Source organism: Rahnella sp. 1L-D-7-B-C2 (assembly GCF_057290995.1).
The window spans coordinates 49,991-71,926 of record NZ_JBXAVQ010000004.1 but is presented as its reverse complement, the minus strand read 5'-3'; the positions used below and the strand labels follow the sequence as shown (position 1 = coordinate 71,926).

The window sequence follows — 21,936 nt, the reverse complement described above, 5'->3', positions numbered from 1 at the left end:
TGGTTTCGGCAAGGAAATCACTATGAATCCTACACAAACTGGCGATCGTTGCTTCTATAAAAAAAATGCGAATTTCTGGATATTTGGCAGCTATTTCTTCCTCTATTTCTTCATTATGGCAACCTGTTATCCGTTTTTACCGATCTGGCTGTCTGACGTTATCGGCCTGAGCAAAACGGAAACCGGCATCGTGTTCTCCAGCATGTCGCTGTTTGCCATTCTGTTTCAGCCATTCTTCGGCATTATTTCTGACAAACTCGGCCTGAAGAAACACCTGTTGTGGATCATCGCCGTACTGCTGTTCCTCTTCGCACCGTTCTTTATTTACGTGTTCGCGCCGCTGCTGAAAATCAATATTGTGCTCGGCGCTATTCTGGGCGGCGCTTACATCGGCTTCGTCTTTGCGGGTGGTTCGGGCGCGACCGAGGCGTACATCGAAAGGGTCAGTCGCAACAGCGCCTTCGAATACGGCAAGGCGCGGATGTTCGGCTGTTTCGGCTGGGGGATTTGCGCGTCAACGGCGGGCGTACTGTTTAACATCAACCCGGATATCGTGTTCTGGATGGGATCCGGCGCAGCGGTCATTCTGATGATTTTGCTGCTGATTTCGCGTCCGCAGGAAAACAAAAATGCGCAGGTACTGGATAAACTCGGCGCTAATCAGTCGCAATTCTCGCTGAAAACGGCGGCTTTGTTGCTGAAAGAGCGCAAACTGTGGATGCTGATTTTATATGTGGTGGGCGTCGCCTGCGTTTACGATGTTTTCGATCAGCAGTTCGCCACCTTCTTCAAAACGTTCTTCTCCTCGCCGCAGCACGGCACCGAAATGTTCGGCTATGTCACTACCGCCGGTGAGCTCTGTAACGCGCTGATTATGTTCTGTTCACCCTGGATCATTAACCGCATTGGCGCGAAAAATACGCTGCTGCTGGCCGGTACCATTATGTCGATTCGCATCGTCGGCTCTTCGTTTGCAACCACGGCGGCAGAAGTTATTCTGCTGAAAATGCTGCACGCGCTGGAAGTGCCGTTCCTGCTGGTCGGCGTGTTCAAATACATCACGCAGATATTTGATGTCCGGTTCTCGGCGACCATTTATCTGATCGGCTTTAACTTCGCCAAACAGCTGGCGGCGATTTTCCTTTCCGCCTTTGCAGGCAGTTTGTACGACCGCATCGGGTTCAGCGATACCTACCTGATCCTCGGGGGAATTGCCTTCAGTGTGACCATTATTTCCGCCTTCACGCTGAGCAGCCGTCCGCAGAAACAGGCAGTTCCGGCGGCGAGACCGGTGGAGGGATTGCGCTGAGTAACGTTTACAGCCTTTCGACACTCTGTGCTAGTCTCCGTGAAATAAGCATGAGGGGAGAAAGGTTGTGAGCAAAAAACAGGAGCCGGGCGCAGCGGGTCGCGCCACGATACGTGACGTGGCCAGTGCAGCAAAAACCGGCAAAACCAGCGTTTCGCGTTATCTCAACGGTGAAAAACACCTGCTGTCCGATGATCTCAAAGAGCGCATCGGACGGGCAATTTCCCTGCTGGATTACCAGCCCAGCCAGATGGCACGCAGCCTGAAAAGCGGTCAGACGCGTCTGGTGGGGCTGATCCTCGCCGATATTACCAACCCCTATTCTGTCGAAGTGATGCGTGGCGTCGAAGCCGCGTGCCGTCAGGAAGGGCTGACGCTGCTGGTGTGTAACACTAACAACGAACTTGATCAGGAAAAACATTATCTCCAGTTGCTCAGCAGCTACCGCGTAGACGGCATTGTGGTGAACGCCGTCGGGATGCGCGAAGCGGCGATTTCCACGCTGCAACAGGCGAACCTGCCGATGGTGCTGATCGACCGCAAAGTTGCGGATTTCGCCTGCGACGTCATTGCGCTGAATAATGTGGAAGCCACACAGATGATGACCGATCATCTGCTGCAAAATGGTTTTGAAGCGCTGCTTTTCGTCACCGAACCCGCCACCATCAACACCCGTCTGGATCGCCTGCGCACCTTTTTGCAACGTATGCAGCAATCGCCGCAGTGCATCGCCGAACAGGGTGAAATCGAGCTGAGCAATACCGAAGGGCTGGAAACGCTGCTGCGCGATTTTGTCGCTCGCCACCCGGATAAACCTAAAGCGGTGATGTGCGTGAACGGTGCGCTGACGCTTCAGGTCGCGCGCGCGTTACGCCGTCTGGATATTACCTGGGGGCCGGATATTGGTCTGTCAGGTTTTGACGAACTGGTGTGGGCCGATCTCGCGGGCGTTGGGATAACGACCTTTAAACAGCCGACCTACGACATGGGCGTTGCGGCGATTGGCCAGCTGGTGACGCGTATTCAGGGCAATACTGAACCCGTTAAAGACATCGAATTCTCCGGCGAACTGATTGCGCGCGCATCGACTGCCGCCCGCTGATTTCCTTTTCCTTCCCCCTTTTCTCTCCCGTTCTTCGTGAGCGGGATCATGTTTCTGGCTTTCCGGCCTTTCGATTGGAACCGGTTCCAATTAGGTTGTATAAAGCGAAACAAATTATTAACAAGAACACGTTTAGCCATTTGTTCCACTAAGATTAGGTCTTCTAAACGGTCGCTGGCACCGCAATTCGGTGCGTATTAACAGGATAGAGAGTCATGCAAAGAGAGATCGTCATCGTTACCGCCGCGTACGGTAACAGCGTAGTGAAAGCCCTTGGCGGGCAGGCAGAACTGCTTTCAATTATCGCCGGTGCAAAAGCTGACGGAGTGGAGATCCGCCGTGAATTATTCTCCGATACGGAACTGGGTGCATTGCCCCAGCTGGCGGAAAAAATTCAACAACACGGGTTGTTTGCGGTGTATTCCGTCCCCTTCGCACTGTTCGTTACGGGCGGCAAGCTGAACCCGGACGCTGAGCAGTATTTTGAAGAGGCCAATGTGTTAGGCGCCCGTACCATTAAGTTTTCACTCGGTGAGTTTGAGCCGGGTGCCGATCTGACGCCGCTGAAAGTGCTGTTGGCCTCGCAGCCGGTGAAACTGGTGGTCGAGAATGACCAGTCGAGCGAATGTGGGATTCTTTCGCGCATTAACGCTTTTATGTTTGCGGCTGAATCGCTGCGCCTGCCGCTGACGATGACCTTCGATATGGCGAACTGGTTGTGGGTCGGACAAGATCCGGCCACCGCGGCGGAGCGTCTGGCGCGCCACGTCGGGTACGTGCATGTAAAAGCGGCGGAAAAACGCGCTGGGAAATGGCACGCCGTGGCACTCGATGACAGCGACGGCAGCTGGAAAACGTTGCTCAAAGCGCTGCCGCAAGGTGTACCGCGCGGTATCGAATTCCCGCTTGAAGGGGAAGATTTGACCGCTGTGACTAAGTATTACGTCGACTTGTTACGCGCTGAGTAATCGCAAAGAAAGTGGTGTAAGTCATTCTGACGAATAATCAGGAGAAACCGTTATGAAGCCGTCCAGGATCGCGCCGCGTCGCTGGTGGTACATCATGCCGATCGTGTTTATCACCTACAGTCTGGCATATGTTGACCGCTCGAATTTTAGCTTCGCCTCGGCCGCCGGAATTAATGATGATCTCGGTATCACCAAAGGAATGTCGTCGCTGCTGGGCGCGCTGTTTTTCCTGGGTTATTTCTTTTTCCAAATCCCCGGCACCATTTACGCCGAGCGCCGCAGCGTTAAGAAACTGATTTTCTGGTGCTTATTGCTGTGGGGCGGATTTGCCTCTCTCACCGGCGTGGTCAACAATATTCCGGTGCTGGCGGCGATACGCTTCGCACTTGGTGTAGTGGAAGCCGCAGTCATGCCCGCCATGCTGGTGTACATCAGCAACTGGTTTACAAAATCTGAACGCTCCCGCGCCAATACCTTTCTGATCCTCGGAAACCCGGTTACCGTGCTGTGGATGTCGGTGCTTTCCGGCTATCTGATTGAATCCTTTGGCTGGCGCGAGATGTTCATCTTTGAAGGCATTCCGGCGGTGATCTGGGCGATTATCTGGTGGTTCACCGTCAAGGATAAGCCGGAACAAGTCGGCTGGCTCAGCGAGCAGGAGAAAAAAGCCCTGAGCGACCAGCTGGCAAAAGAGCAGAAAGATATTCAGGCGGTCGGCGGCTATCGCGAAGCCTTCCGCTCGCGCAGCGTGGTCTTGCTTTGCCTGCAATATTTCTTCTGGAGTATCGGCGTTTACGGCTTTGTGCTGTGGTTGCCGTCGATTCTGCACGATGGCAAAGAGATGGGGATGGTCGAAGCGGGCTGGTTGTCCTCCGCGCCGTACCTGGCCGCGACCATCGCTATGATTGTGGTGTCGTGGGCCTCCGACAAAATGCAAAACCGTAAGTTGTTCGTCTGGCCGCTTTTATTGATCGGTGCACTGGCGTTCTTTGGTTCCTGGGCCGCTGGCAGCCACCACTTCTGGCTGTCTTATGGCTTACTGGTGGTTGCCGCCGCTGCGATGTATGCGCCTTACGGCCCGTTCTTCGCCATCATTCCTGAAATGCTGCCCAAGAATGTCGCCGGTGGCGCTATGGCTCTGATCAACAGCCTTGGCGCGCTGGGCTCGTTCTTTGGTTCCTGGTTTGTCGGGTATCTGAACGGCAATACCGGCAGCCCTTCCGCCTCCTTTATTTTTATGGCCGTGTCACTCGTGCTCTCCGCAGGGTTAACTCTGCTGGTGAAACCGCGACAGGCCGCCACAAAATCCGAAGATGTTTCCTTAACTCAGGGGAGTAATAATTGATGAAGCCGTCTATCGTTCTGTACAAAAAACTGCCAACCGATTTGCATCAACGTCTCGAGCAGCATTTCGCTATCACCGAATTTGATGGCATTACTGACGAAAACCGTCCTGCCGTGTTTGATGCGCTGCAAAACGCCGAAGGGCTGCTGGGATCTGGCGGAAAGATTGATAAAGAGCTGTTTGACCATGCGCCGCGCCTGCGTGCGGTATCCACCATTTCCGTCGGTTACGATAATTTCGACGTGGCGGAGCTGACGCGTCGTGAAATCCCGATGATGCACACCCCGACCGCGCTGACCGATACCGTGGCCGACACCGTGATGGCACTGGTGCTTTCCACTGCGCGTCGTGTGGTAAATGTCGCCGAGCGTGTAAAAGCCGGTGAATGGACCGATAACGTCGGCCCGGACTGGTTCGGCATCGATGTACATCACAAAACCATGGGCATCATCGGTATGGGCCGCATTGGTCTGGCATTAGCACAGCGCGCGCATTTCGGCTTCGACATGCCGATTCTGTACAACGCCCGCAGCCAGCATAAAGAAGCGGAAGAGAAGTTTGGCGCCCGCAAATGCGAGCTGGATGAACTGCTCAAAAAATCTGATTTCGTGTGTATTTTGCTGCCGATGACCGAACAAACGTTCCACCTGATCGGCAAAGAGGAGCTGGCGAAGATGAAATCCAGCGCAATCCTGATCAGCGCCGGTCGCGGTCCGGTGATCGATGAACCCGCACTGATTGATGCCCTGAAAGCCGGTACAATTTATGGTGCAGGCATGGACGTATTCGAGACTGAACCGCTGCCGAAAAACTCCCCGCTGCTGAGCCTGCCGAACGTGGTTGCATTGCCGCACATCGGTTCCGCTACGCATGAAACCCGTTATGACATGGCCGCCTGTGCCGTCGATAACCTGATTGCCGCCCTGAAAGGTGACGTGAAAGAGTTTTGCGTGAACCCGGAAGTGCTGAAGAAGTAATTCACAAAAAATCCTGCCTCACTCCTTCCCTGCCTGCACGTCCGGCGGGGAAGGACATTTCAAAACCCGGTGGTCCGATTGCACTGCTTTGCCGCAGGCGTTATTGTGGGCATCACATTTCGATAACATACAAAGCTTTCTATGACGTTTTCTGCTTTCGGTGACAAATTTACCCGTTTTTCAGGCATCACCCGCCTGATGGGCGACATGAATGACGGTTTACGCACGCCAGGCGCTGTGATGCTTGGCGGCGGCAATCCGGCGCAAATTCCTGAGATGCAGGATTATTTCCAGACGTTACTCAGCGAAATGCTGGCCGCAGGCAAACTGACGGAAGCCTTGTGTAACTACGACGGCCCGCAGGGCAAAGACGTGCTGCGTCACGCGCTGGCCGGGATGTTGCAAAAAGAACTGGGCTGGCAGCTCGACGCGCAAAACATCGCGCTGACTAACGGCAGCCAGAGCGCCTTTTTCTACCTGTTTAACCTGTTCGCCGGACGGCGCGCCGACGGCAGCATGTCCAAAGTCCTGTTCCCACTGGCACCGGAATATTTGGGCTATGCCGACGCCGGGCTGGATGAAAATCTGTTTGTTTCCGCCAAACCGAACATCGAATTACTGCCGGAAGGCCAGTTCAAATATCACGTCGATTTTGATCATCTCAACATTACCGATGACATTGGACTGATCTGCGTTTCACGCCCGACCAATCCGACCGGCAATGTGATCACCGACGAAGAGCTGATCCGCCTCGACGCACTGGCGCAGCAGAAGAATATCCCGCTGCTCATCGATAACGCCTACGGCGTGCCGTTCCCGGGCATCGTATTCACCGAGGCCACGCCGCTGTGGAACCCGAATATCATTCTGTGTATGAGCCTGTCGAAACTCGGCCTGCCGGGTTCACGCTGCGGTATTGTGATCGCCGATGAGAAAATCATCAAAGCGATCAGTAACATGAACGGGATTATCAGCCTGTCTCCCGGCAGCGTCGGCCCGGCGATTGCGCATGAAATGATTGTACGTGGCGATTTGTTACGACTTTCCGAAGAGGTGATTAAACCTTTCTATTATCAGCGGGTGCTGGAAACCATTGCCACGCTGCGCCGTTATTTGCCGGAAGAACGCTGTCTGATCCATAAACCGGAAGGCGCGATATTCCTGTGGCTGTGGTTTAAAGATCTGCCGATCACCACCGAAGTACTGTATCAGCGCCTGAAACAACGCGGCGTGCTGATGGTGCCGGGCGATTACTTCTTCCCAGGGCTGGAGCATCCGTGGGCGCACACACACCAGTGTATGCGCATGAATTACGTGCCGGATTCAGAGCAGATCGAACGCGGCGTGAAGATTTTGGCGGAAGAAGTGGAAAAAGCGCACGCGGAAAATCAATAATTTATTTTGGGTTTCGTCTATTTATCACATGTATATACCGGTGCTTAGCAGCACCGGTTTACCACTGATCATAATGATTTATTATGGTTACGGAGCAATTTCGGCACACCGTGAATAATATAAATAATCAGCGGAAGGCTGGCTAACAATAGAGTTTAAATATATATATAGGAAAAATATTTATTAGGTGAATATTTTTGGTATAAAAACACACGACAAACAGTAAAACCGGTAGCTTCCGTTGACTTTAAATACCTTCCCATATAAAAGGCAAGTGGGTTTATTTAATAAAAGGAAGGAGCCTTATGAAAATCAAGTTAAAGAAAGCGGTTGTATTGATGTCGCTTATAGTTCCCTGTCTGGCACACTCTCAGGCTGTTAGTGAATACGTTTTCACTAAGAATGGTGGTGACCTGAATAATATAAACGGAACCATTGCTGCAGCAAATGGATCACTGGTAGAAAAAAGTCACATGCCTGAATTCAACTCCGTAGGTCACATCTCTGGCTGCACCGCGACCTGGTTGGGTGATGATGATGAATGGGTTTATATTCTTTCAGCAGCACATTGCAATAATGCTAAAACTGATGTTGCAGACACTGGCTATATATTTTACGCTGATGATTATAAAACTATTATCGGTAAAGGTCCGGGTAAAATTTATACGGTTCCAGAAAGAAATAACAAGCCAGCGGGATACGGTGGCGCTTCAACCGACCTTGAGATCCTCAAATTAGTTAAAGTTGCGGACTTCGTGGATTCCAATGGCAAAAAAGTTGTTAAACCTGTTCTTTATGATGGTATGGAAGAAAAAGGTTTACCGGTTCAGTTCGTAGGGTATGGCATATGGGGTGTGGGTTTAGCCCTTACGACAATTGAAAGTCGGATGACAACCTCGAGTATCATCGACAGTATTTTTGAGCAAGACCATGGAATTTCCGCAGGATATGAACCGGTCAAAGAAAGTGAGCAATGGGGTAGTACAACCCCTGGAGACAGTGGTTCTGCCTGGTGGCAAACGCATCACGGCATAAAAACCATTATCGCAGTAACCAATGGTGGTGGCGAAAAAAGCAGTACAGGTCCTCGCGTATCACAATATATCGACTGGATAAAAACTGTTTATCCTGATGTTGATATTCTTTCTGAGCACGCCTTTGATTGGTCGGATAACGATCACAAAGGTACCATCGGTGATCTGTACGTTTATAATAACCCTTACAATTATCAGACTGAATACTTTATGTTGTCTGGGCTGCGATCTGATGGCCGCTACTGGTATTTCCCAACGGATAAAACCAATAATAACTACTGGCGCTACCTGGGTACCAACAAGCAAGATGCATTACAACACATAGCAGATCTCAAAGGTTATAAAAACTGGAGTTCTAATAATCATCAGGGTACTGCTAAGGACATTTATGTCTATTACAACCCTTACAATAATGACACTGAACTCTTTGAGTTGAAGCAAACCGGTGAATACGGTTACTTCCCAACCGATAAGAAAGACAACAAGTACTGGACATATATCAAAACGGTTAAGTACTAAAGCCGGAACAGTTGCATTTAATAAAAAGTAGTTAAGTAAAGGGAGGACGTGATGTCCTCCCTTTTTATTTCATTCATTCGACATATATCCGGTTAGCTTTCTAACGCAGGCTTGTCTGTTCCGATAGCAATTTTCTGCGGTTGCAGCGCTTGCGGTACATCACGCACCAGGCTGATATGCAGCAGGCCGTTGACGAACTCCGCCGCTGAAACGTGCATATGTTCAGCCAGCGTGAAGCTCAGAGTAAACGGCTTGATGACGAGCCCCTGATGCAGATACTCGACTTCGGTTTCCGGCTGCTGCGGCGTACCGCTGACGGTTAGTCGCGGGCCTTCTACTTCAATATTCAGGTCGCTTTGTTTAAATCCGGCCAACGCCAGCGAGATGCGATAATGGTTATCGTCTGATTTCTCGATGTTGTACGGCGGAAATGCCTGATCGGCCCCCTGCATGGAACTGGCTAATTTATCGAAACCAATCCACTGACGCAGTAATGGGGAAATATCGTAATTACGCATGGTGTAACTCCTTCTTTGAAGCGAGATTAATGATCCCGTCATCCGTTTTAGATGTGACGGGGCAGCTCCCTGACGGCAAGCCTAAACTTTTTCATTTTCTGGCTGTCTTCACATACGTTTTTTAAAATTCAGACAGCCCGTTGATTAGAGAATTTCGATACGCCGCGGTTTGGATGATTCAGGAACGATGCGTTCCAGATCGATATACAACAAACCGTTCGCTAAGTTGGCGGCTTTGATCTGTATGTGTTCGGCCAGCTGGAATTTGCGTTCGAAATTACGTTCAGCGATGCCCTGATATAAATACGTGCGGTCGGTTTCTGTCGGTGCATGTGCACCTTTGACCACCAGCATGTTGTCATGGGCCGTGATGTCCAGCTCGGATTCGGCAAAACCGGCTACCGCGATCGCAATCCGGTAATGGTTTTCATCCACCAGCTCGACATTGTAAGGGGGATATCCGCCGCCCTGATTCTGACCCGATTCGATAAGATTAAACAAACGGTCAAAACCAATAGCAGAACGGTACAGCGGGGATAAATCAAAATTACGCATTACTACTTCTCCTGATATTCAGCGAGTATATTTGTTTAAGACCTTCCCTTGGGACAGGCCCGCGACACATTTCTTTCAGAAAGAGGAAATACCCTTCCGGCGTATCTCTTCCTGCGTCGTAAATTAAAAATGGCGACTAAAGAAAAATTTTCAAGTCCGCCGCCACAAAAAAATCGAAAATTTTTGGGTTGGCTTGAACAGTAAAAGACAAAATGCGTGACGGAGAGCTGCCAGCGAATACGGACAGTTTTCAGCAAGATTTCAAATAGTCATTACACTTAATGAGATCGCAGCCACAGAGCTACAGCATGCTTTGTTAAATTTTTTAGTTGAGTGGTATAAGTCGTTTTGACGAAAAAACTCAGCCTGACAGCATAAGATGAGTTCTAACATGAAGAAATTTGTACTAGTGCCGCTGATAACCGGATGCGCATTTTTAGCAACCAGTGGCTGTTCCAGCGTCATGACCCATACGGGCGGCGATACGGGATATTATTCTGGCACACGCTCGGACGTGGAAATGATAAAAAGTGATGACACCAGCTGGGCGATGACGCCTCTGTTATTGCTGGATCTGCCGTTCAGCGCCGTGCTTGATACCGTACTTTTGCCGTATGACTATTTCCGCAGCGGCACCGTGACAGCCCGGGATCGCATTAAGGCCAGCGAAGAACGTAATCTCGCGCTGAGTAACGGCGTCGATATCGACCATGTGCCGCCGATGTCTGCAACCACGCATTCGCAGCAATCATCGATTCACAAAAAATAGCCTGTATAGACATCAACAAACCGGCCAACGCAGGCCGGTTTGTTTTTTGTAAGCCGCGCTAGCAGCTTGATGTCACCGCAATCTGAGCAAACTTACCGCACTGGCGCATAAACGCCACTTTGCTGCCATCCGGCGCATACACTACCGCATCGGCGCAGGGTGCAATTTCGGTTCTGTCCGTCAGCCGGTTCATCTCACCCGTTGCCACATCAAGGTGCATCACGCTGTTGTCACACACCAGCGCCAGCGATTTACCGTCAGGGCTCCAGCTGAAAGCAGACTGAATGCCCGTTGCCGTATGGCTGATTTGCAGCGGCTCGCCGCCATTCGGTGAGACCGTCCACACCTGCACCACGTCCTGCTTGTCTTTCATCAGAAACGCAATCTGTGTGCCGTCTGGCGACGTGCGCAGCCAGTGGCGCGGCTGCGTCGCTATGCCTTTTTCGGTGAATGTGATGCGCCGCTGCTTCACGCCCGCAGGCGGTGCTGGCAGCGTTTCCGGTGTACCCTGCAACAGTTTTTCGCCTGCACGCAGATAATTTTCATCGATGTATGGCAAATCCACCACGAAGATTTCAGGGTGTTTTTCGCCGTTTGCTGACAACGTATCGCCGATAAACGCCAGCGCCCAACGCTGAGGGCTGCCGTCAGGTTTCAGATACCCTTCGGTGCCAATCCAGCCTTCCTCATAAGCGCGGTTGATATCGTCACTGCCAGGCGCAGGTGTCGCGGTAGTTTCGCTGACCAGCACGCAGAAATGGCTGCCATCATATTCACGCGGATGATGTTTTGCCGGAGCCACCGGATATCCGGACAGCGCGACGCCGACGTTGCGCAGATCGAGAGCCGGATCCAACTCATGCAAAACGTGGTCGTTATAGGTGAAGCTGAGACGTGAACCGTCAGGGCTGAAGACGTGAACGTGCGTACCGCCGCGCAGCGCACCCGGTGTGAAAGGTGGGGTGATGTCCATCGCATCGAGCGTGACGGCTTCATTGCGAAATGGATCTGAGACGATAACACCGCGGCGGTGATGGAAATCATATTCCCAGCTGGCATCCGGGTTTTCCGGGCCATGAATAAAGGTGTAACGTACCGGCAGAACCGCGCTGACGGTGGCCACACCGACGTGTGCGCCTTCAGGAGCGCGGTATATCACTTGCGTTTCACCGCTGTCGATATTCACCCGCTCAATGGTTGAACCGGTAAAAGAGCCGCCGTGCGGACGCACGTCATACACCAGCCACTGGCTGTCCGGCGTCCAGACGTTGATGTTGGTCAGCTGATGCCCGCGGGCATCAGAAGTTAACTGTTTTTCCATGGCCGCGGCGGGCTCCTTTTCAGCAATCTCAGACATTCAGGACAAACTTCTCCACCGCAAACGCCACACCGTCTTCGGTATTGGTTTTGGTGACGAACTGGCTGACGGCTTTCACGCTGTCGAGCGCATTGCCCATCGCCACGCCGAGCCCGGCATATTCCAGCATCGCGATATCATTTTCCTGATCGCCCAGCGTCATCACGCTTTCGCGTGCGAGACCCAGTTTTTCCACCAGTACTTTCACGCCTTCGCCTTTATTCACGCGCTTATCGAGGATTTCGAGGAAATACGGCGAGCTTTTCATGATGGTGTAACGCGCTTTGGCTTCTTCCGGCAGCTGGCTGATGGCGCGATCCAGCAGTTGCGGATCGTCAATCATCATCACTTTCGGGAAAGTCAGCGTCGGATCCATCTCTTCTGCCGGGCAGAACTGCAATGGAATACCGGTGGTGAAGGACTCATGCACGGTATAGCTGCTGACGTGGCGGTTCGCGGTGAACAGATCGGTTTTGGTCAGCGCATGGAAATGTACGCCGAGCTGACGGGAAAGTTGTTCGAAGTAGTGATAATCATCAATCGTCAGAGCTATTTCGGCGATCACGCTGCCATCTTTCGCGTTATGAACAAGCGCGCCATTGTTAGTAATGCAGTAACATCCGTCCTGCTGCAAATCCAGTTCCTGTAAATAACGCTGTACGCCGATAAAAGGACGCCCGGTCGCCAGAACGATCTGTACGCCTTTTGCACGTGCGTCGGATAACGCTTTTTTCACGGCAGGCGTGACTTCGTGCTGCGGATTGAGCAACGTCCCGTCCATATCAATTGCAATCAATTCAATAGCCATAGCATCCTCAGAGTTGGAATAATCTTTCTCAATGCTAACGCGATCACAACCTGTAAAGCCAGACAGAATGCGGGTCGCGTCAGACGAAAAAAAAGTCCGAAGCGGTTTCCCGTTTCGGACTCTGTTCTGCCATTCAGCCAGCGTTCAATCAGATATCGATATTGGCGGCTTTCAGGGCGTTCTCTTCGATGAAAGCGCGGCGCGGTTCAACCGCATCGCCCATCAGCGTAGTGAACAGCTGGTCTGCCGCGATAGCATCTTTCACCGTCACGCGCAGCATGCGGCGTTGGGTAGGATCCATCGTGGTTTCCCACAGTTGCTCTGGGTTCATTTCACCCAGACCTTTATAACGCTGAATCGACAGGCCGCGACGCGACTCTTTCACCAGCCATTCCAGCGCCTGCTCGAAGCTGGTCACTGGCTGACGGCGTTCACCACGTTCGATGTAAGCATCTTCTTCGATCAGGCCGCGCAGTTTTTCACCCAGCGTACAGATTTTGCGGTATTCGCCGCCCTGAATGAAGTCTGCATCGAGATCGTAGTCGGTATCCACACCGTGAGTACGAATGCGCAGGATTGGCTCGAACAACTGGTGTTCAAGATTTTCGCGCACGATCGCACTGTAGCTGCTGCCGTGCTGCTCTTTCTCGTTCAGACGAGACACCAGCGTTTCGATCCATTCTTTCACTTTCGCTTCATCGGCCAGTTCAGCACCCGCCAGCGTTGGCTGATAGACCAGATTGTTCAGCAGCGCACGCGGATAACGACGTTCCATACGGCCAATCATTTTCTGCACGCTGTGATGTTCAGCGACCAGTTTCTCCAGCGGTTCACCCGCCAGTGCCGGAGCATGGGCGTTGGCGTGTAACGTTGCCCCGTCCATCGCAATGGAGATCTGATACTGATCCATTGCTTCATCATCTTTAATGTACTGTTCCTGTTTGCCTTTCTTCACTTTGTACAGCGGAGGCTGCGCGATAAACACGTGGCCACGCTCAACAATCTCAGGCATCTGACGGTAGAAGAATGTCAGTAACAGGGTACGGATGTGCGAACCATCGACGTCGGCATCGGTCATGATGATGATGCTGTGATAGCGCAGTTTATCCGGGTTGTATTCGTCACGGCCAATACCGCAACCGAGTGCGGTGATAAGCGTCGCCACTTCCTGAGAAGAGAGCATTTTGTCGAAGCGCGCTTTCTCAACGTTGAGGATTTTACCTTTCAACGGCAGAATCGCCTGGTTCTTACGGTTACGGCCTTGTTTTGCTGACCCGCCCGCTGAGTCCCCTTCCACTAAGTACAGTTCGGAATGTGCCGGGTCGCGTTCCTGACAGTCAGCCAGTTTGCCTGGCAGACCGGCCAGATCGAGCGCGCCTTTACGACGGGTCATTTCGCGTGCTTTACGCGCGGCTTCACGCGCACGGGCTGCATCGATGATTTTGCCGACAACGATTTTCGCGTCGCCCGGGTTTTCCATCAGATAATCAACCAGCTTCTCGTTCATCAGAGACTCAACGGCGGTCTTCACTTCGGAAGAAACCAGTTTGTCTTTGGTCTGAGAAGAGAACTTAGGATCCGGCACTTTTACCGAAACCACGGCGATCAGGCCTTCACGGGCATCATCACCGGTGGCGCTGATTTTCGATTTCTTGCTGTAGCCTTCTTTATCCATATACGCGTTCAGCGTACGAGTCATCGCAGAACGGAAGCCGACCAGATGGGTGCCGCCGTCGCGCTGAGGGATATTGTTGGTAAAGCAGTAAATGTTTTCCTGGAAACCGTCATTCCACTGCAACGCCACTTCCACACCGATATCGTCTTTCACGGTGGAGAAATAGAACACGGTTGGGTGGATTGGGGTTTTGTTTTTGTTCAGGTATTCCACGAAAGCTTTGATACCGCCTTCATAATGGAAGTGATCGTTCTTGCCGTCACGTTTGTCGAGCAGGCGGATCGCCACACCGGAGTTCAGGAATGACAGTTCACGCAGGCGTTTCGCCAGAATGTCATACTCGAATTCCGTTTGATTGGTAAAAGTGGCATAGCTTGGCCAGAAGCGCACGGTCGTGCCGGTTGCTTCGGTATCACCGACCACTTTCAGCGGATCCTGCGGCTCACCGTGGACGTAAGTCTGGGTGTGCACTTTGCCTTCACGGCGGATAACCAGTTCAAGTTTTTCCGACAGGGCGTTAACGACGGAAACACCCACGCCATGCAGACCGCCGGAGACTTTGTACGAGTTATCGTCAAATTTACCGCCGGCGTGAAGTACGGTCATGATGACCTGAGCAGCAGAAACGCCCTCTTCTTCGTGAATGCCGGTAGGAATACCACGACCATCATCCTGTACGGAAACAGAGTTATCCGCATGGATCGTGACCTGAATCTCTTTACAGTGGCCCGCGAGGGCTTCGTCGATAGCGTTGTCCACAACCTCGAATACCATGTGGTGCAGACCAGTGCCGTCATCGGTATCGCCGATATACATGCCGGGGCGCTTACGCACCGCGTCCAGCCCTTTTAATACCTTGATACTTGAGGAGTCATAAGAATTCGACATCAACGTTTCTCGCTCATTTTTAGTCCTGTGATAGAACGGCTATTTTACCTTGTTCCACGCGGAACATCTTGCCCTTTTCACCCATCATATCGGTCACTTGTTCAGCGCTTATCGCACTGACAAAAACCTGTGCCTGGGTGGCTTTCAGGCGATCGGCCAGCAACCGACGTCGGTCGGCGTCCAGCTCGGAGGCAAAATCGTCAAGAAGATACAGGCAACGCCGCCCGCTCTGTCGGGTAAGAAACTCACCCTGCGCTAACCGGAGCGCGCACATCAGCAATTTCAGCTGCCCTCGGGACAGCAAATCCTCCACCGGCGTGCCGTCGGCACGAATGCGGAAATCCGCTTTATGCGGACCTGATGCGGTATAGGTTAAGGCTCTGTCGCGTTCAAAGTTACGCTCCAGCAACTCGCCGTACTCAGTTTCCTTGTCCCATCCACGCTGGAAAGAAAAACTGAGGTCGAATTCGGGCAGGAATTGCGCGCAGGTCGCGCTGATATCAGCCGCGATCGCTTCGCTGTACGCTGCCCGCCATTCGCTAATACGCTCGGCTAACGGGATCAATTCCTGATCCCAGGCACGAATTTGCGCATAACGACTCACCTGACGCAGCGCGGCGTTGCGCTGCTTGAGTAACCGTCTCAGGTTGCTCCAGGCGATAAAAAAACCGGGGTCGTGATGGAAACAACCCCAGTCGATAAACGCCCGCCGGTACTTCGGCCCGCCATTGAGCAGGGTGAAGCCTTCGGGCGTGATAAGTTGCATCGGCAACATCTGCGCCAGTTCGGACACTTTGTGGCCGTCACTGCCGTCGATGCGCACTTTACTGTCGCCCTGACGGCTTTTGCTCAGGCCGATCGACACTTCACGATCGCCGCCATCATCCACGCGGGCGTGAAGAACGAACTCCGGTTGGTCGTGACGGATTACGCGCCCTGCCTGCAAACTGCGAAAAGCGCGGCCGTGCCCGAGCGTATACACCGCCTCGAGCACGCTCGTTTTACCGCTGCCGTTGGGACCGACGAGAAAGTTAAAACCGGGCGAGGGATCTAAATCCGCCGCCTCAATGTTGCGGAAATCTTTTATCAGTAAGCGCGTTAAGGCCATTAATTCAGATCAAAGCCTCATCGGCATAACGACATAGGCCGCAGACTGGCTGGCGGCATCTTCGATCTGCACGCTGGACACAGAGTCGGTCAGCAGCAGATTCACGTCTTCGCACTTGAGGGCATTAAGCACATCCAGTACGTAACTGACGTTGAAGCCGATTTCCATTTCGGTGCCTTCGTAGCCGACGTCCAGAATCTCTTCCGCTTCTTCCTGTTCCGGGTTATTGGCGGTGATTTTCAGCTGGTTATGGCTGACATACAAACGCACGCCACGGAATTTTTCATTGGACAGGATCGCTGCACGGGCAAATGCCTGTTTCAGCAAATCACACCCGGCCTGCAGCGTTTTGTCGGGATTTTTCGGCAATACGCGGCGATAGTCAGGGAAACGGCCATCAACGAGTTTAGACGTAAAGATAAAGTCGCCGACATGAGCACGGATATTGTTGCTGCCAATTTGCAGCTGCAATGTCGTGTCGCCGCCGTCGAGCAGACGCACCAGCTCCATCACACCTTTACGAGGCACGATCACCGAATGCGACGGCAGTGACTGACCGATGGGCATGGAACACACCGCCAGGCGATGGCCGTCGGTTGCGACAGTACGCAGTTCTTCACCTTCGGTTTCGAACAGCATGCCGTTTAAATAATAACGAACATCCTGATGTGCCATTGAGAACTGCGTGGCTTCGATCAGACGTTTCAACGTGGCCTGCGGCAGGGTGAATTCCACCTCGCTTTGCCAGTCGTCGAGATTAGGGAAATCTGTTGCCGGCAGGGTCGACAGCGAGAAACGGCTGCGGCCTGAGCGTACCAGCATGCGATCACCGTCGAGAGCGACGGATATTTCCGCGCCTTCAGGCAATCCACGGCAGATATCAAAGAATTTACGCGCCGGTACCGTGGTGGCACCCGCTTCATGGGGCTGAGATAGCGCGACTTTGGCCACCATCTCCATTTCCAAATCCGTCCCGGTCAGCGACAACGCGCCATCCGTCACCTGTAATAACAGGTTACCCAGAATAGGCAACGTCGGTCGTCCACCCAGCGGGCTACTGACCTGTTGCAGTGGTTTCAGCAAATGCTCACGTTCAACAATAAATTTCATAGCGCTAGGAAGATAATGTTCTGATTAAGTTGGAGAAATCTTCTTTGATGTCGTGACTTTCTTCACGCAACTGCTCGATTTTACGGCAGGCGTGCAACACCGTGGTATGGTCCCGACCACCGAACGCATCGCCGATTTCTGGCAGGCTGTGGTTGGTCAGCTCTTTCGCCAGCGCCATCGCCATCTGGCGTGGGCGGGCTACCGAACGGGAACGCCGTTTGGAAAGCAGGTCAGCGACCTTGATTTTATAATATTCGGCCACTGTTTTCTGAATATTATCGATAGTGACCAGCTTCTCCTGAAGCGCGAGCAAATCTCGCAGCGCTTCACGAACGAAGTCGATGGTGATCGCGCGCCCGGTAAAGTTGGCATTGGCAATCACGCGGTTCAGTGCGCCTTCAAGCTCACGCACGTTGGAACGCAGACGTTTAGCAATAAAGAAAGCCACTTCGCCCGGCAGACGGATATCGTTCTCGTCGGCCTTTTTCATCAGGATCGCCACGCGGGTTTCTAATTCAGGCGGCTCGATCGCCACCGTCAGGCCCCAGCCGAAACGGGATTTCAGACGATCTTCAACACCATTGATCTCTTTCGGATAACGATCCGACGTCAGAATGATCTGCTGATTACCTTCCAGCAACGCATTGAAGGTGTGGAAGAACTCTTCCTGTGAACGTTCTTTATTCGCAAAGAATTGAATGTCATCGATAAGCAACGCATCGACGGAGCGATAGTAGCGTTTGAACTCTTCGATGGCATTGTTTTGCAACGCTTTGACCATGTCCTGAACAAAACGCTCGGAATGCATGTACACCACTTTCGCATTGGCTTTACGCGCCATGATGCCGTTGCCGACGGCGTGCAATAAGTGGGTTTTACCCAGACCGGTGCCGCCATAAAGGAAAAGCGGGTTGTACGCGCCGCCCGGATTATCTGCCACCTGACGCGCCGCCGCGCGGGCCAGTTGGTTAGACTTACCTTCAACGAAGTTGTCGAATGTGTGTTTCGGATTCACGTTAGAACGGTAAGACAGCTCAGGTTGTACCGGCGAGCTGTCCCAGCTTGGACGAGAAGGAGCGAGACGTGGGATCGCCGGTGCTGACTGCGAACTGACGCTGGCCGCAACAGGCTGACTGACGCGCTGAATTAATGGTTTGCTGCCTACTTCAAAGCGCAGCAACGGCGCGTTTGCACCGCAGAAATCATTGAGCAAACCATTAATATTATTTAGATATTTGTCACGAACCCAATCCAGGACGAAACGATTCGGGGCGTAAAGCGCCAGCGTATTGTCGTTGAGTTCCGCCTGTAGGGGGCGTATCCACATACTGAATTCTGTGGCAGGTAGTTCATCCTGCAAACGGGCAAGACATTGCTGCCAAAGCGAAAGTGACACGGCGGACTCCACTCGAACAAGATCAAAAAAGAAAAGGATCAGGATATTTTTTAAATCATGATTTTTGACACACGTCCCGCCCGGTGAATGGGGGAAATTTCTTTCGCCACCCTGTCAGCGGCATAAAGTCACGTGCGAACCGCTTTTTGCGGTTTTTGTCGACGGCATCCCGGCTGGGATCGCGATCGGAATGGCGGATCATAACGCAATCCGGCACAGAGATCCTCCCCTTCCTGACAGTTTAGATCCTTTTTATCCACAGGCAGCAGTCGGCAAGTGGGTAAGCTTAGCCGATCCTTTTAAAATTAGGCGATGTAATCATCACTCTGGTGAAAAAATAGGACTCCGCTGAGGCATTTTTCAGCAGATCGTACACAAGATCTCAGGCCTGTGGATAAGGATCAGACGAGGATCCTTGCGATTTGCCTCAGAGTCCGTATAATTCTCAGCCCTATGTGTCAAGCCTGTGTTCCTGATGGTCATAACCAGATGGATTTGCGGTGTGACCACGGGCCATTCTGGTAAACATTTGGACCCTTTCTGGCAATGTAAATTGACTCAGGACTGTACAGTTATTACAATCCCGCTTCTTTATATGTTGCGACAAGGGCATCGGTCGTATTTTCGCCGAAATGTCTTCGCGTTTACTGATCAGTAATAATTTAAGTTTAGGTAGAAATCGCTATGAAACGCACTTTCCAACCGTCCGTATTGAAGCGCAACCGCACCCACGGTTTCCGTGCTCGTATGGCAACCAAAAATGGTCGTCTGGTTCTGGCCCGCCGTCGTGCGAAAGGCCGTACTCGTCTGTCAGCTGCTTCCAAGTAATAAAGCTAATCGAATTAGTGGTTAAGCTCGCTTTTCCCAGGGAGTTACGTTTGTTAACTCCCCGTCATTTCACTTTCGTCTTCCAGCAGCCACAACGGGCTGGCACGCCGCAAATTACGATACTCGGCCGCCTGAACGAGCTGGGGCATCCCCGCATCGGTCTTACCGTCGCAAAAAAACACGTCAAACGCGCTCATGAACGCAATCGGATCAAACGCCTTACCCGCGAAAGTTTCCGACTGAATCAGCACGCGCTGCCGGCGATGGATTTTGTAGTGGTAGCCAAAAAGGGTGTCGCCGATTTAGATAATCGCGCGCTGACGGAAGCGTTGGAGAAATTATGGCGTCGACATTGCCGACAGGCACCCGCATCCTGATTAAACTGATACGTGGTTATCAGTTGTTCATCAGTCCCTTGCTCGGGCCGCATTGCCGCTTTCGACCAACCTGCTCTCAATACGGTATTGAAGCAATTGGTCGTTTTGGCGTGTTAAAAGGCAGTTGGTTGACTTTGAAACGCGTATTAAAATGCCATCCTTTGAACCCAGGTGGTGATGACCCCGTACCGCCGAAAACCGACAATAACAGAGAACTCTAACGATGGATTCGCAACGCAATCTTTTCCTCATCGCTCTGCTGTTCGTGTCTTTCATGATCTGGCAGGCATGGCAAACGGACCACGCTCCGCAACCGGCCAACCAGACCACGCAACAGACTGCGAACACTGCAAACGGTGATGCTGCTAACCAGGCTGTTCCTGACAGCGGTCAGGGTAAATTAATTACAGTTAACAGTGATGTTCTGTCATTAACTATCAACACCCGTGGTGGCGACATTGAGCAGGCTCTGCTGACTGCTTACCCAACGACTCTGGGTTCTAACCAGCCTTTCCAGTTACTGGAAACCACTCCTAATTTCGTCTATCAGGCGCAAAGCGGTCTGACAGGCAAAAACGGTCCAGACAATCCGGCTAACGGCGAACGTCCTCTGTTCCAGGCAAGCTCGGATTCTTTCACATTAGCTGAAGGCCAGTCTGAACTGCGCATCCCGATGACCTATACGGCTCAGAACGGTGCGGTTTACACCAAAACCTTCGTGATCAAACGCGGCTCTTACGCAGTGAACGTTGAATACAATATCAACAACACCTCGCCAGCCCCGCTTGAACTGACTATGTTTGGCCAACTGAAACAAACCACCGATTTGCCTAAGCACCGTGATACCGGTAGCAATAACTTTGCTCTGCACACGTTCCGCGGCGCGGCATATTCCTCCAGCGATGACAAATATCAGAAGTATGCGTTCGATAAGAGCGAAGCGCTGAATGTCACCACTCAGGGCGGTTGGGTTGCGATGTTGCAGCAGTACTTTGCAACTGCGTGGATCCCCTCTGCGAAAGACACCAACACTTTCTTCACCACGACCAACAACGGTATTTCAACGATTGGCTTTAAAGGCACACCGTTTACCGTAGCACCGGGCGCACAGCAACAAGTTGCTTCCACCCTGTGGGTTGGCCCTGAAATTCAGGACAAGATGGCCGCTATCGCGCCTCACCTTGACCTGACAGTGGATTACGGTTGGTTATGGTTCATCTCTCAGCCACTGTTCAAACTGTTGAAATTCATTCACGGTTTTGTCGGTAACTGGGGCTTCTCGATCATCGTTATCACCTTTATTGTCCGCGGTATCATGTATCCACTGACCCGCGCGCAGTACACCTCGATGGCGAAAATGCGTATGTTGCAGCCGAAACTGGCGGCCATGCGTGAACGTATCGGTGATGACAAACAGCGCATGAGTCAGGAAATGATGGCGCTGTACAAGTCTGAGAAAGTGAACCCGTTGGGTGGCTGTCTGCCGCTGGTCATTCAGATGCCAATCTTCCTGGCACTGTATTACATGCTGTCTGGCTCCATTGAACTGCGTCATGCGCCGTTTATCCTATGGATCCATGACCTGTCAGCGCAAGACCCGTACTACATTCTGCCGGTTCTGATGGGTATCACGATGTTCTTCATTCAGAAGATGTCGCCGACGACCGTGACCGACCCGATGCAGCAGAAGATCATGACCTTCATGCCGGTCATCTTCACCGTGTTCTTCCTGTGGTTCCCGTCTGGTCTGGTGGTGTACTACATCGTCAGTAACCTGGTGACCATCCTCCAGCAGCAGCTGATTTATCGCGGGCTGGAAAAACGTGGCCTGCACAGCCGCGACAAGAAAAAGTCATAAGTGATTGTCAGGGCGGCTTCCGTCCTGACAGCTAAACTTG

General features: G+C 52.2%; 20 protein-coding genes. 12 read left to right on the top strand and 8 right to left on the bottom strand.

The annotated features are described in order from the left end of the window. Positions 1-22: 22 nt before the first annotated feature. The 7 genes from AC0Z7K_RS08800 to AC0Z7K_RS08770 all read left to right on the top strand — a co-directional run bounded on the left by AC0Z7K_RS08800 (position 23) and on the right by AC0Z7K_RS08770 (position 8,649). A complete protein-coding gene (locus AC0Z7K_RS08800) occupies positions 23-1,309 on the top strand; it encodes an MFS transporter (protein WP_413529952.1) in 1,287 nt (428 codons plus the stop codon). Positions 1,310-1,376: 67 nt separating this feature from the next. Next, entirely contained in the window at positions 1,377-2,411 is a 1,035-nt protein-coding gene (locus AC0Z7K_RS08795; protein ID WP_485613982.1) for a LacI family DNA-binding transcriptional regulator, read from the top strand. Positions 2,412-2,626: 215 nt separating this feature from the next. Then, positions 2,627-3,379, top strand: coding sequence for a sugar phosphate isomerase/epimerase family protein (locus AC0Z7K_RS08790; RefSeq protein ID WP_485613981.1), 753 nt, complete (start codon positions 2,627-2,629; stop codon positions 3,377-3,379). 52 nt (positions 3,380-3,431) lie between these two features. Next, positions 3,432-4,724: an MFS transporter gene (locus AC0Z7K_RS08785; protein ID WP_413529949.1), complete on the top strand. Its 1,293-nt coding sequence runs from the start codon at positions 3,432-3,434 to the stop codon at positions 4,722-4,724. Beyond that, the gene (gene ghrB / locus AC0Z7K_RS08780; protein WP_485613980.1) at positions 4,724-5,701 is read left to right on the top strand and encodes a glyoxylate/hydroxypyruvate reductase GhrB; all 978 of its coding nucleotides are present in this window, start codon (positions 4,724-4,726) and stop codon (positions 5,699-5,701) included. The genes AC0Z7K_RS08785 and ghrB overlap by 1 nt, the downstream gene beginning before the upstream one ends. A 141-nt stretch (positions 5,702-5,842) precedes the next feature. Then, complete coding sequence (locus AC0Z7K_RS08775; protein ID WP_485613979.1) at positions 5,843-7,096, top strand: valine--pyruvate transaminase; 1,254 nt, start codon at positions 5,843-5,845, stop codon at positions 7,094-7,096. Positions 7,097-7,401: 305 nt separating this feature from the next. Beyond that, a complete protein-coding gene (locus AC0Z7K_RS08770; protein WP_485613978.1) occupies positions 7,402-8,649 on the top strand; it encodes a trypsin-like serine peptidase in 1,248 nt (415 codons plus the stop codon). A 92-nt stretch (positions 8,650-8,741) separates the two neighbouring features. Here AC0Z7K_RS08770 and ibpB read toward each other — a convergent pair whose 3' ends face one another. Then, positions 8,742-9,167, bottom strand: coding sequence for a small heat shock chaperone IbpB (ibpB, locus tag AC0Z7K_RS08765; RefSeq protein ID WP_485613977.1), 426 nt, complete (start codon positions 9,165-9,167; stop codon positions 8,742-8,744). A 144-nt stretch (positions 9,168-9,311) separates the two neighbouring features. Beyond that, on the bottom strand, positions 9,312-9,722 hold the full coding sequence (gene ibpA / locus AC0Z7K_RS08760) for a small heat shock chaperone IbpA (RefSeq protein WP_413529944.1): 411 nt from the start codon (positions 9,720-9,722) through the stop codon (positions 9,312-9,314). 391 nt (positions 9,723-10,113) lie between these two features. On the opposite strand from ibpA, the gene AC0Z7K_RS08755 reads away from it, so the two are divergent. Then, positions 10,114-10,491: a YceK/YidQ family lipoprotein gene (locus AC0Z7K_RS08755; RefSeq protein WP_485613975.1), complete on the top strand. Its 378-nt coding sequence runs from the start codon at positions 10,114-10,116 to the stop codon at positions 10,489-10,491. A gap of 58 nt (positions 10,492-10,549) precedes the next feature. Here AC0Z7K_RS08755 and AC0Z7K_RS08750 read toward each other — a convergent pair whose 3' ends face one another. From AC0Z7K_RS08750 to dnaA, 6 genes are all read right to left on the bottom strand, one after another. Then, a complete protein-coding gene (locus AC0Z7K_RS08750; RefSeq protein WP_485613973.1) occupies positions 10,550-11,812 on the bottom strand; it encodes a YidR family protein in 1,263 nt (420 codons plus the stop codon). Between the two features lie 28 nt (positions 11,813-11,840). Next, entirely contained in the window at positions 11,841-12,656 is an 816-nt protein-coding gene (gene yidA / locus AC0Z7K_RS08745) for a sugar-phosphatase (RefSeq protein ID WP_413529941.1), read from the bottom strand. 148 nt (positions 12,657-12,804) lie between these two features. Then, complete coding sequence (gene gyrB, locus AC0Z7K_RS08740) at positions 12,805-15,219, bottom strand: DNA topoisomerase (ATP-hydrolyzing) subunit B (protein ID WP_485613971.1); 2,415 nt, start codon at positions 15,217-15,219, stop codon at positions 12,805-12,807. Positions 15,220-15,238: 19 nt separating this feature from the next. Continuing rightward, positions 15,239-16,327 carry a DNA replication/repair protein RecF gene (gene recF / locus AC0Z7K_RS08735; RefSeq protein ID WP_112165374.1) on the bottom strand — a complete coding sequence of 363 codons (1,089 nt, stop codon included), beginning with the start codon at positions 16,325-16,327 and terminating at the stop codon, positions 15,239-15,241. 9 nt (positions 16,328-16,336) lie between these two features. Further along, the gene (gene dnaN / locus AC0Z7K_RS08730; RefSeq protein ID WP_195825566.1) at positions 16,337-17,437 is read right to left on the bottom strand and encodes a DNA polymerase III subunit beta; all 1,101 of its coding nucleotides are present in this window, start codon (positions 17,435-17,437) and stop codon (positions 16,337-16,339) included. Between the two features lie 4 nt (positions 17,438-17,441). Further along, positions 17,442-18,833 carry a chromosomal replication initiator protein DnaA gene (dnaA, locus tag AC0Z7K_RS08725; protein WP_112165378.1) on the bottom strand — a complete coding sequence of 464 codons (1,392 nt, stop codon included), beginning with the start codon at positions 18,831-18,833 and terminating at the stop codon, positions 17,442-17,444. Positions 18,834-19,517: 684 nt separating this feature from the next. On the opposite strand from dnaA, the gene rpmH reads away from it, so the two are divergent. From rpmH to yidC, 4 genes are read left to right on the top strand one after another with little or no spacing between them, the layout of a single operon-like run. Then, positions 19,518-19,661, top strand: coding sequence for a 50S ribosomal protein L34 (gene rpmH, locus AC0Z7K_RS08720; protein ID WP_072158100.1), 144 nt, complete (start codon positions 19,518-19,520; stop codon positions 19,659-19,661). Positions 19,662-19,678: 17 nt separating this feature from the next. Next, on the top strand, positions 19,679-20,038 hold the full coding sequence (rnpA, locus tag AC0Z7K_RS08715; RefSeq protein ID WP_072158101.1) for a ribonuclease P protein component: 360 nt from the start codon (positions 19,679-19,681) through the stop codon (positions 20,036-20,038). Further along, positions 20,002-20,259 carry a membrane protein insertion efficiency factor YidD gene (gene yidD / locus AC0Z7K_RS08710; protein ID WP_072158102.1) on the top strand — a complete coding sequence of 86 codons (258 nt, stop codon included), beginning with the start codon at positions 20,002-20,004 and terminating at the stop codon, positions 20,257-20,259. The genes rnpA and yidD overlap by 37 nt, the downstream gene beginning before the upstream one ends. Positions 20,260-20,261: 2 nt before the next feature. Continuing rightward, positions 20,262-21,896 carry a membrane protein insertase YidC gene (gene yidC / locus AC0Z7K_RS08705; RefSeq protein ID WP_413529939.1) on the top strand — a complete coding sequence of 545 codons (1,635 nt, stop codon included), beginning with the start codon at positions 20,262-20,264 and terminating at the stop codon, positions 21,894-21,896. The last annotated feature ends 40 nt before the right edge of the window (positions 21,897-21,936 follow it).

What these genes read in the sequence shown, in the direction of transcription:
- AC0Z7K_RS08785 (WP_413529949.1), top strand. Translation starts at nt 3,432, where the DNA reads ATGAAGCCGTCCAGGATCGCGCCGCGTCGCTGGTGGTACATCATGCCG.
- gyrB (WP_485613971.1), bottom strand. Translation starts at nt 15,219, where the DNA reads ATGTCGAATTCTTATGACTCCTCAAGTATCAAGGTATTAAAAGGGCTG.
- AC0Z7K_RS08755 (WP_485613975.1), top strand. Translation starts at nt 10,114, where the DNA reads ATGAAGAAATTTGTACTAGTGCCGCTGATAACCGGATGCGCATTTTTA.
- AC0Z7K_RS08750 (WP_485613973.1), bottom strand. Translation starts at nt 11,812, where the DNA reads ATGGAAAAACAGTTAACTTCTGATGCCCGCGGGCATCAGCTGACCAAC.
- ghrB (WP_485613980.1), top strand. Translation starts at nt 4,724, where the DNA reads ATGAAGCCGTCTATCGTTCTGTACAAAAAACTGCCAACCGATTTGCAT.
- AC0Z7K_RS08770 (WP_485613978.1), top strand. Translation starts at nt 7,402, where the DNA reads ATGAAAATCAAGTTAAAGAAAGCGGTTGTATTGATGTCGCTTATAGTT.
- rpmH (WP_072158100.1), top strand. Translation starts at nt 19,518, where the DNA reads ATGAAACGCACTTTCCAACCGTCCGTATTGAAGCGCAACCGCACCCAC.
- yidA (WP_413529941.1), bottom strand. Translation starts at nt 12,656, where the DNA reads ATGGCTATTGAATTGATTGCAATTGATATGGACGGGACGTTGCTCAAT.
- ibpA (WP_413529944.1), bottom strand. Translation starts at nt 9,722, where the DNA reads ATGCGTAATTTTGATTTATCCCCGCTGTACCGTTCTGCTATTGGTTTT.
- AC0Z7K_RS08775 (WP_485613979.1), top strand. Translation starts at nt 5,843, where the DNA reads ATGACGTTTTCTGCTTTCGGTGACAAATTTACCCGTTTTTCAGGCATC.
- recF (WP_112165374.1), bottom strand. Translation starts at nt 16,327, where the DNA reads ATGGCCTTAACGCGCTTACTGATAAAAGATTTCCGCAACATTGAGGCG.
- yidC (WP_413529939.1), top strand. Translation starts at nt 20,262, where the DNA reads ATGGATTCGCAACGCAATCTTTTCCTCATCGCTCTGCTGTTCGTGTCT.
- AC0Z7K_RS08800 (WP_413529952.1), top strand. Translation starts at nt 23, where the DNA reads ATGAATCCTACACAAACTGGCGATCGTTGCTTCTATAAAAAAAATGCG.
- ibpB (WP_485613977.1), bottom strand. Translation starts at nt 9,167, where the DNA reads ATGCGTAATTACGATATTTCCCCATTACTGCGTCAGTGGATTGGTTTC.
- yidD (WP_072158102.1), top strand. Translation starts at nt 20,002, where the DNA reads ATGGCGTCGACATTGCCGACAGGCACCCGCATCCTGATTAAACTGATA.
- AC0Z7K_RS08790 (WP_485613981.1), top strand. Translation starts at nt 2,627, where the DNA reads ATGCAAAGAGAGATCGTCATCGTTACCGCCGCGTACGGTAACAGCGTA.
- dnaN (WP_195825566.1), bottom strand. Translation starts at nt 17,437, where the DNA reads ATGAAATTTATTGTTGAACGTGAGCATTTGCTGAAACCACTGCAACAG.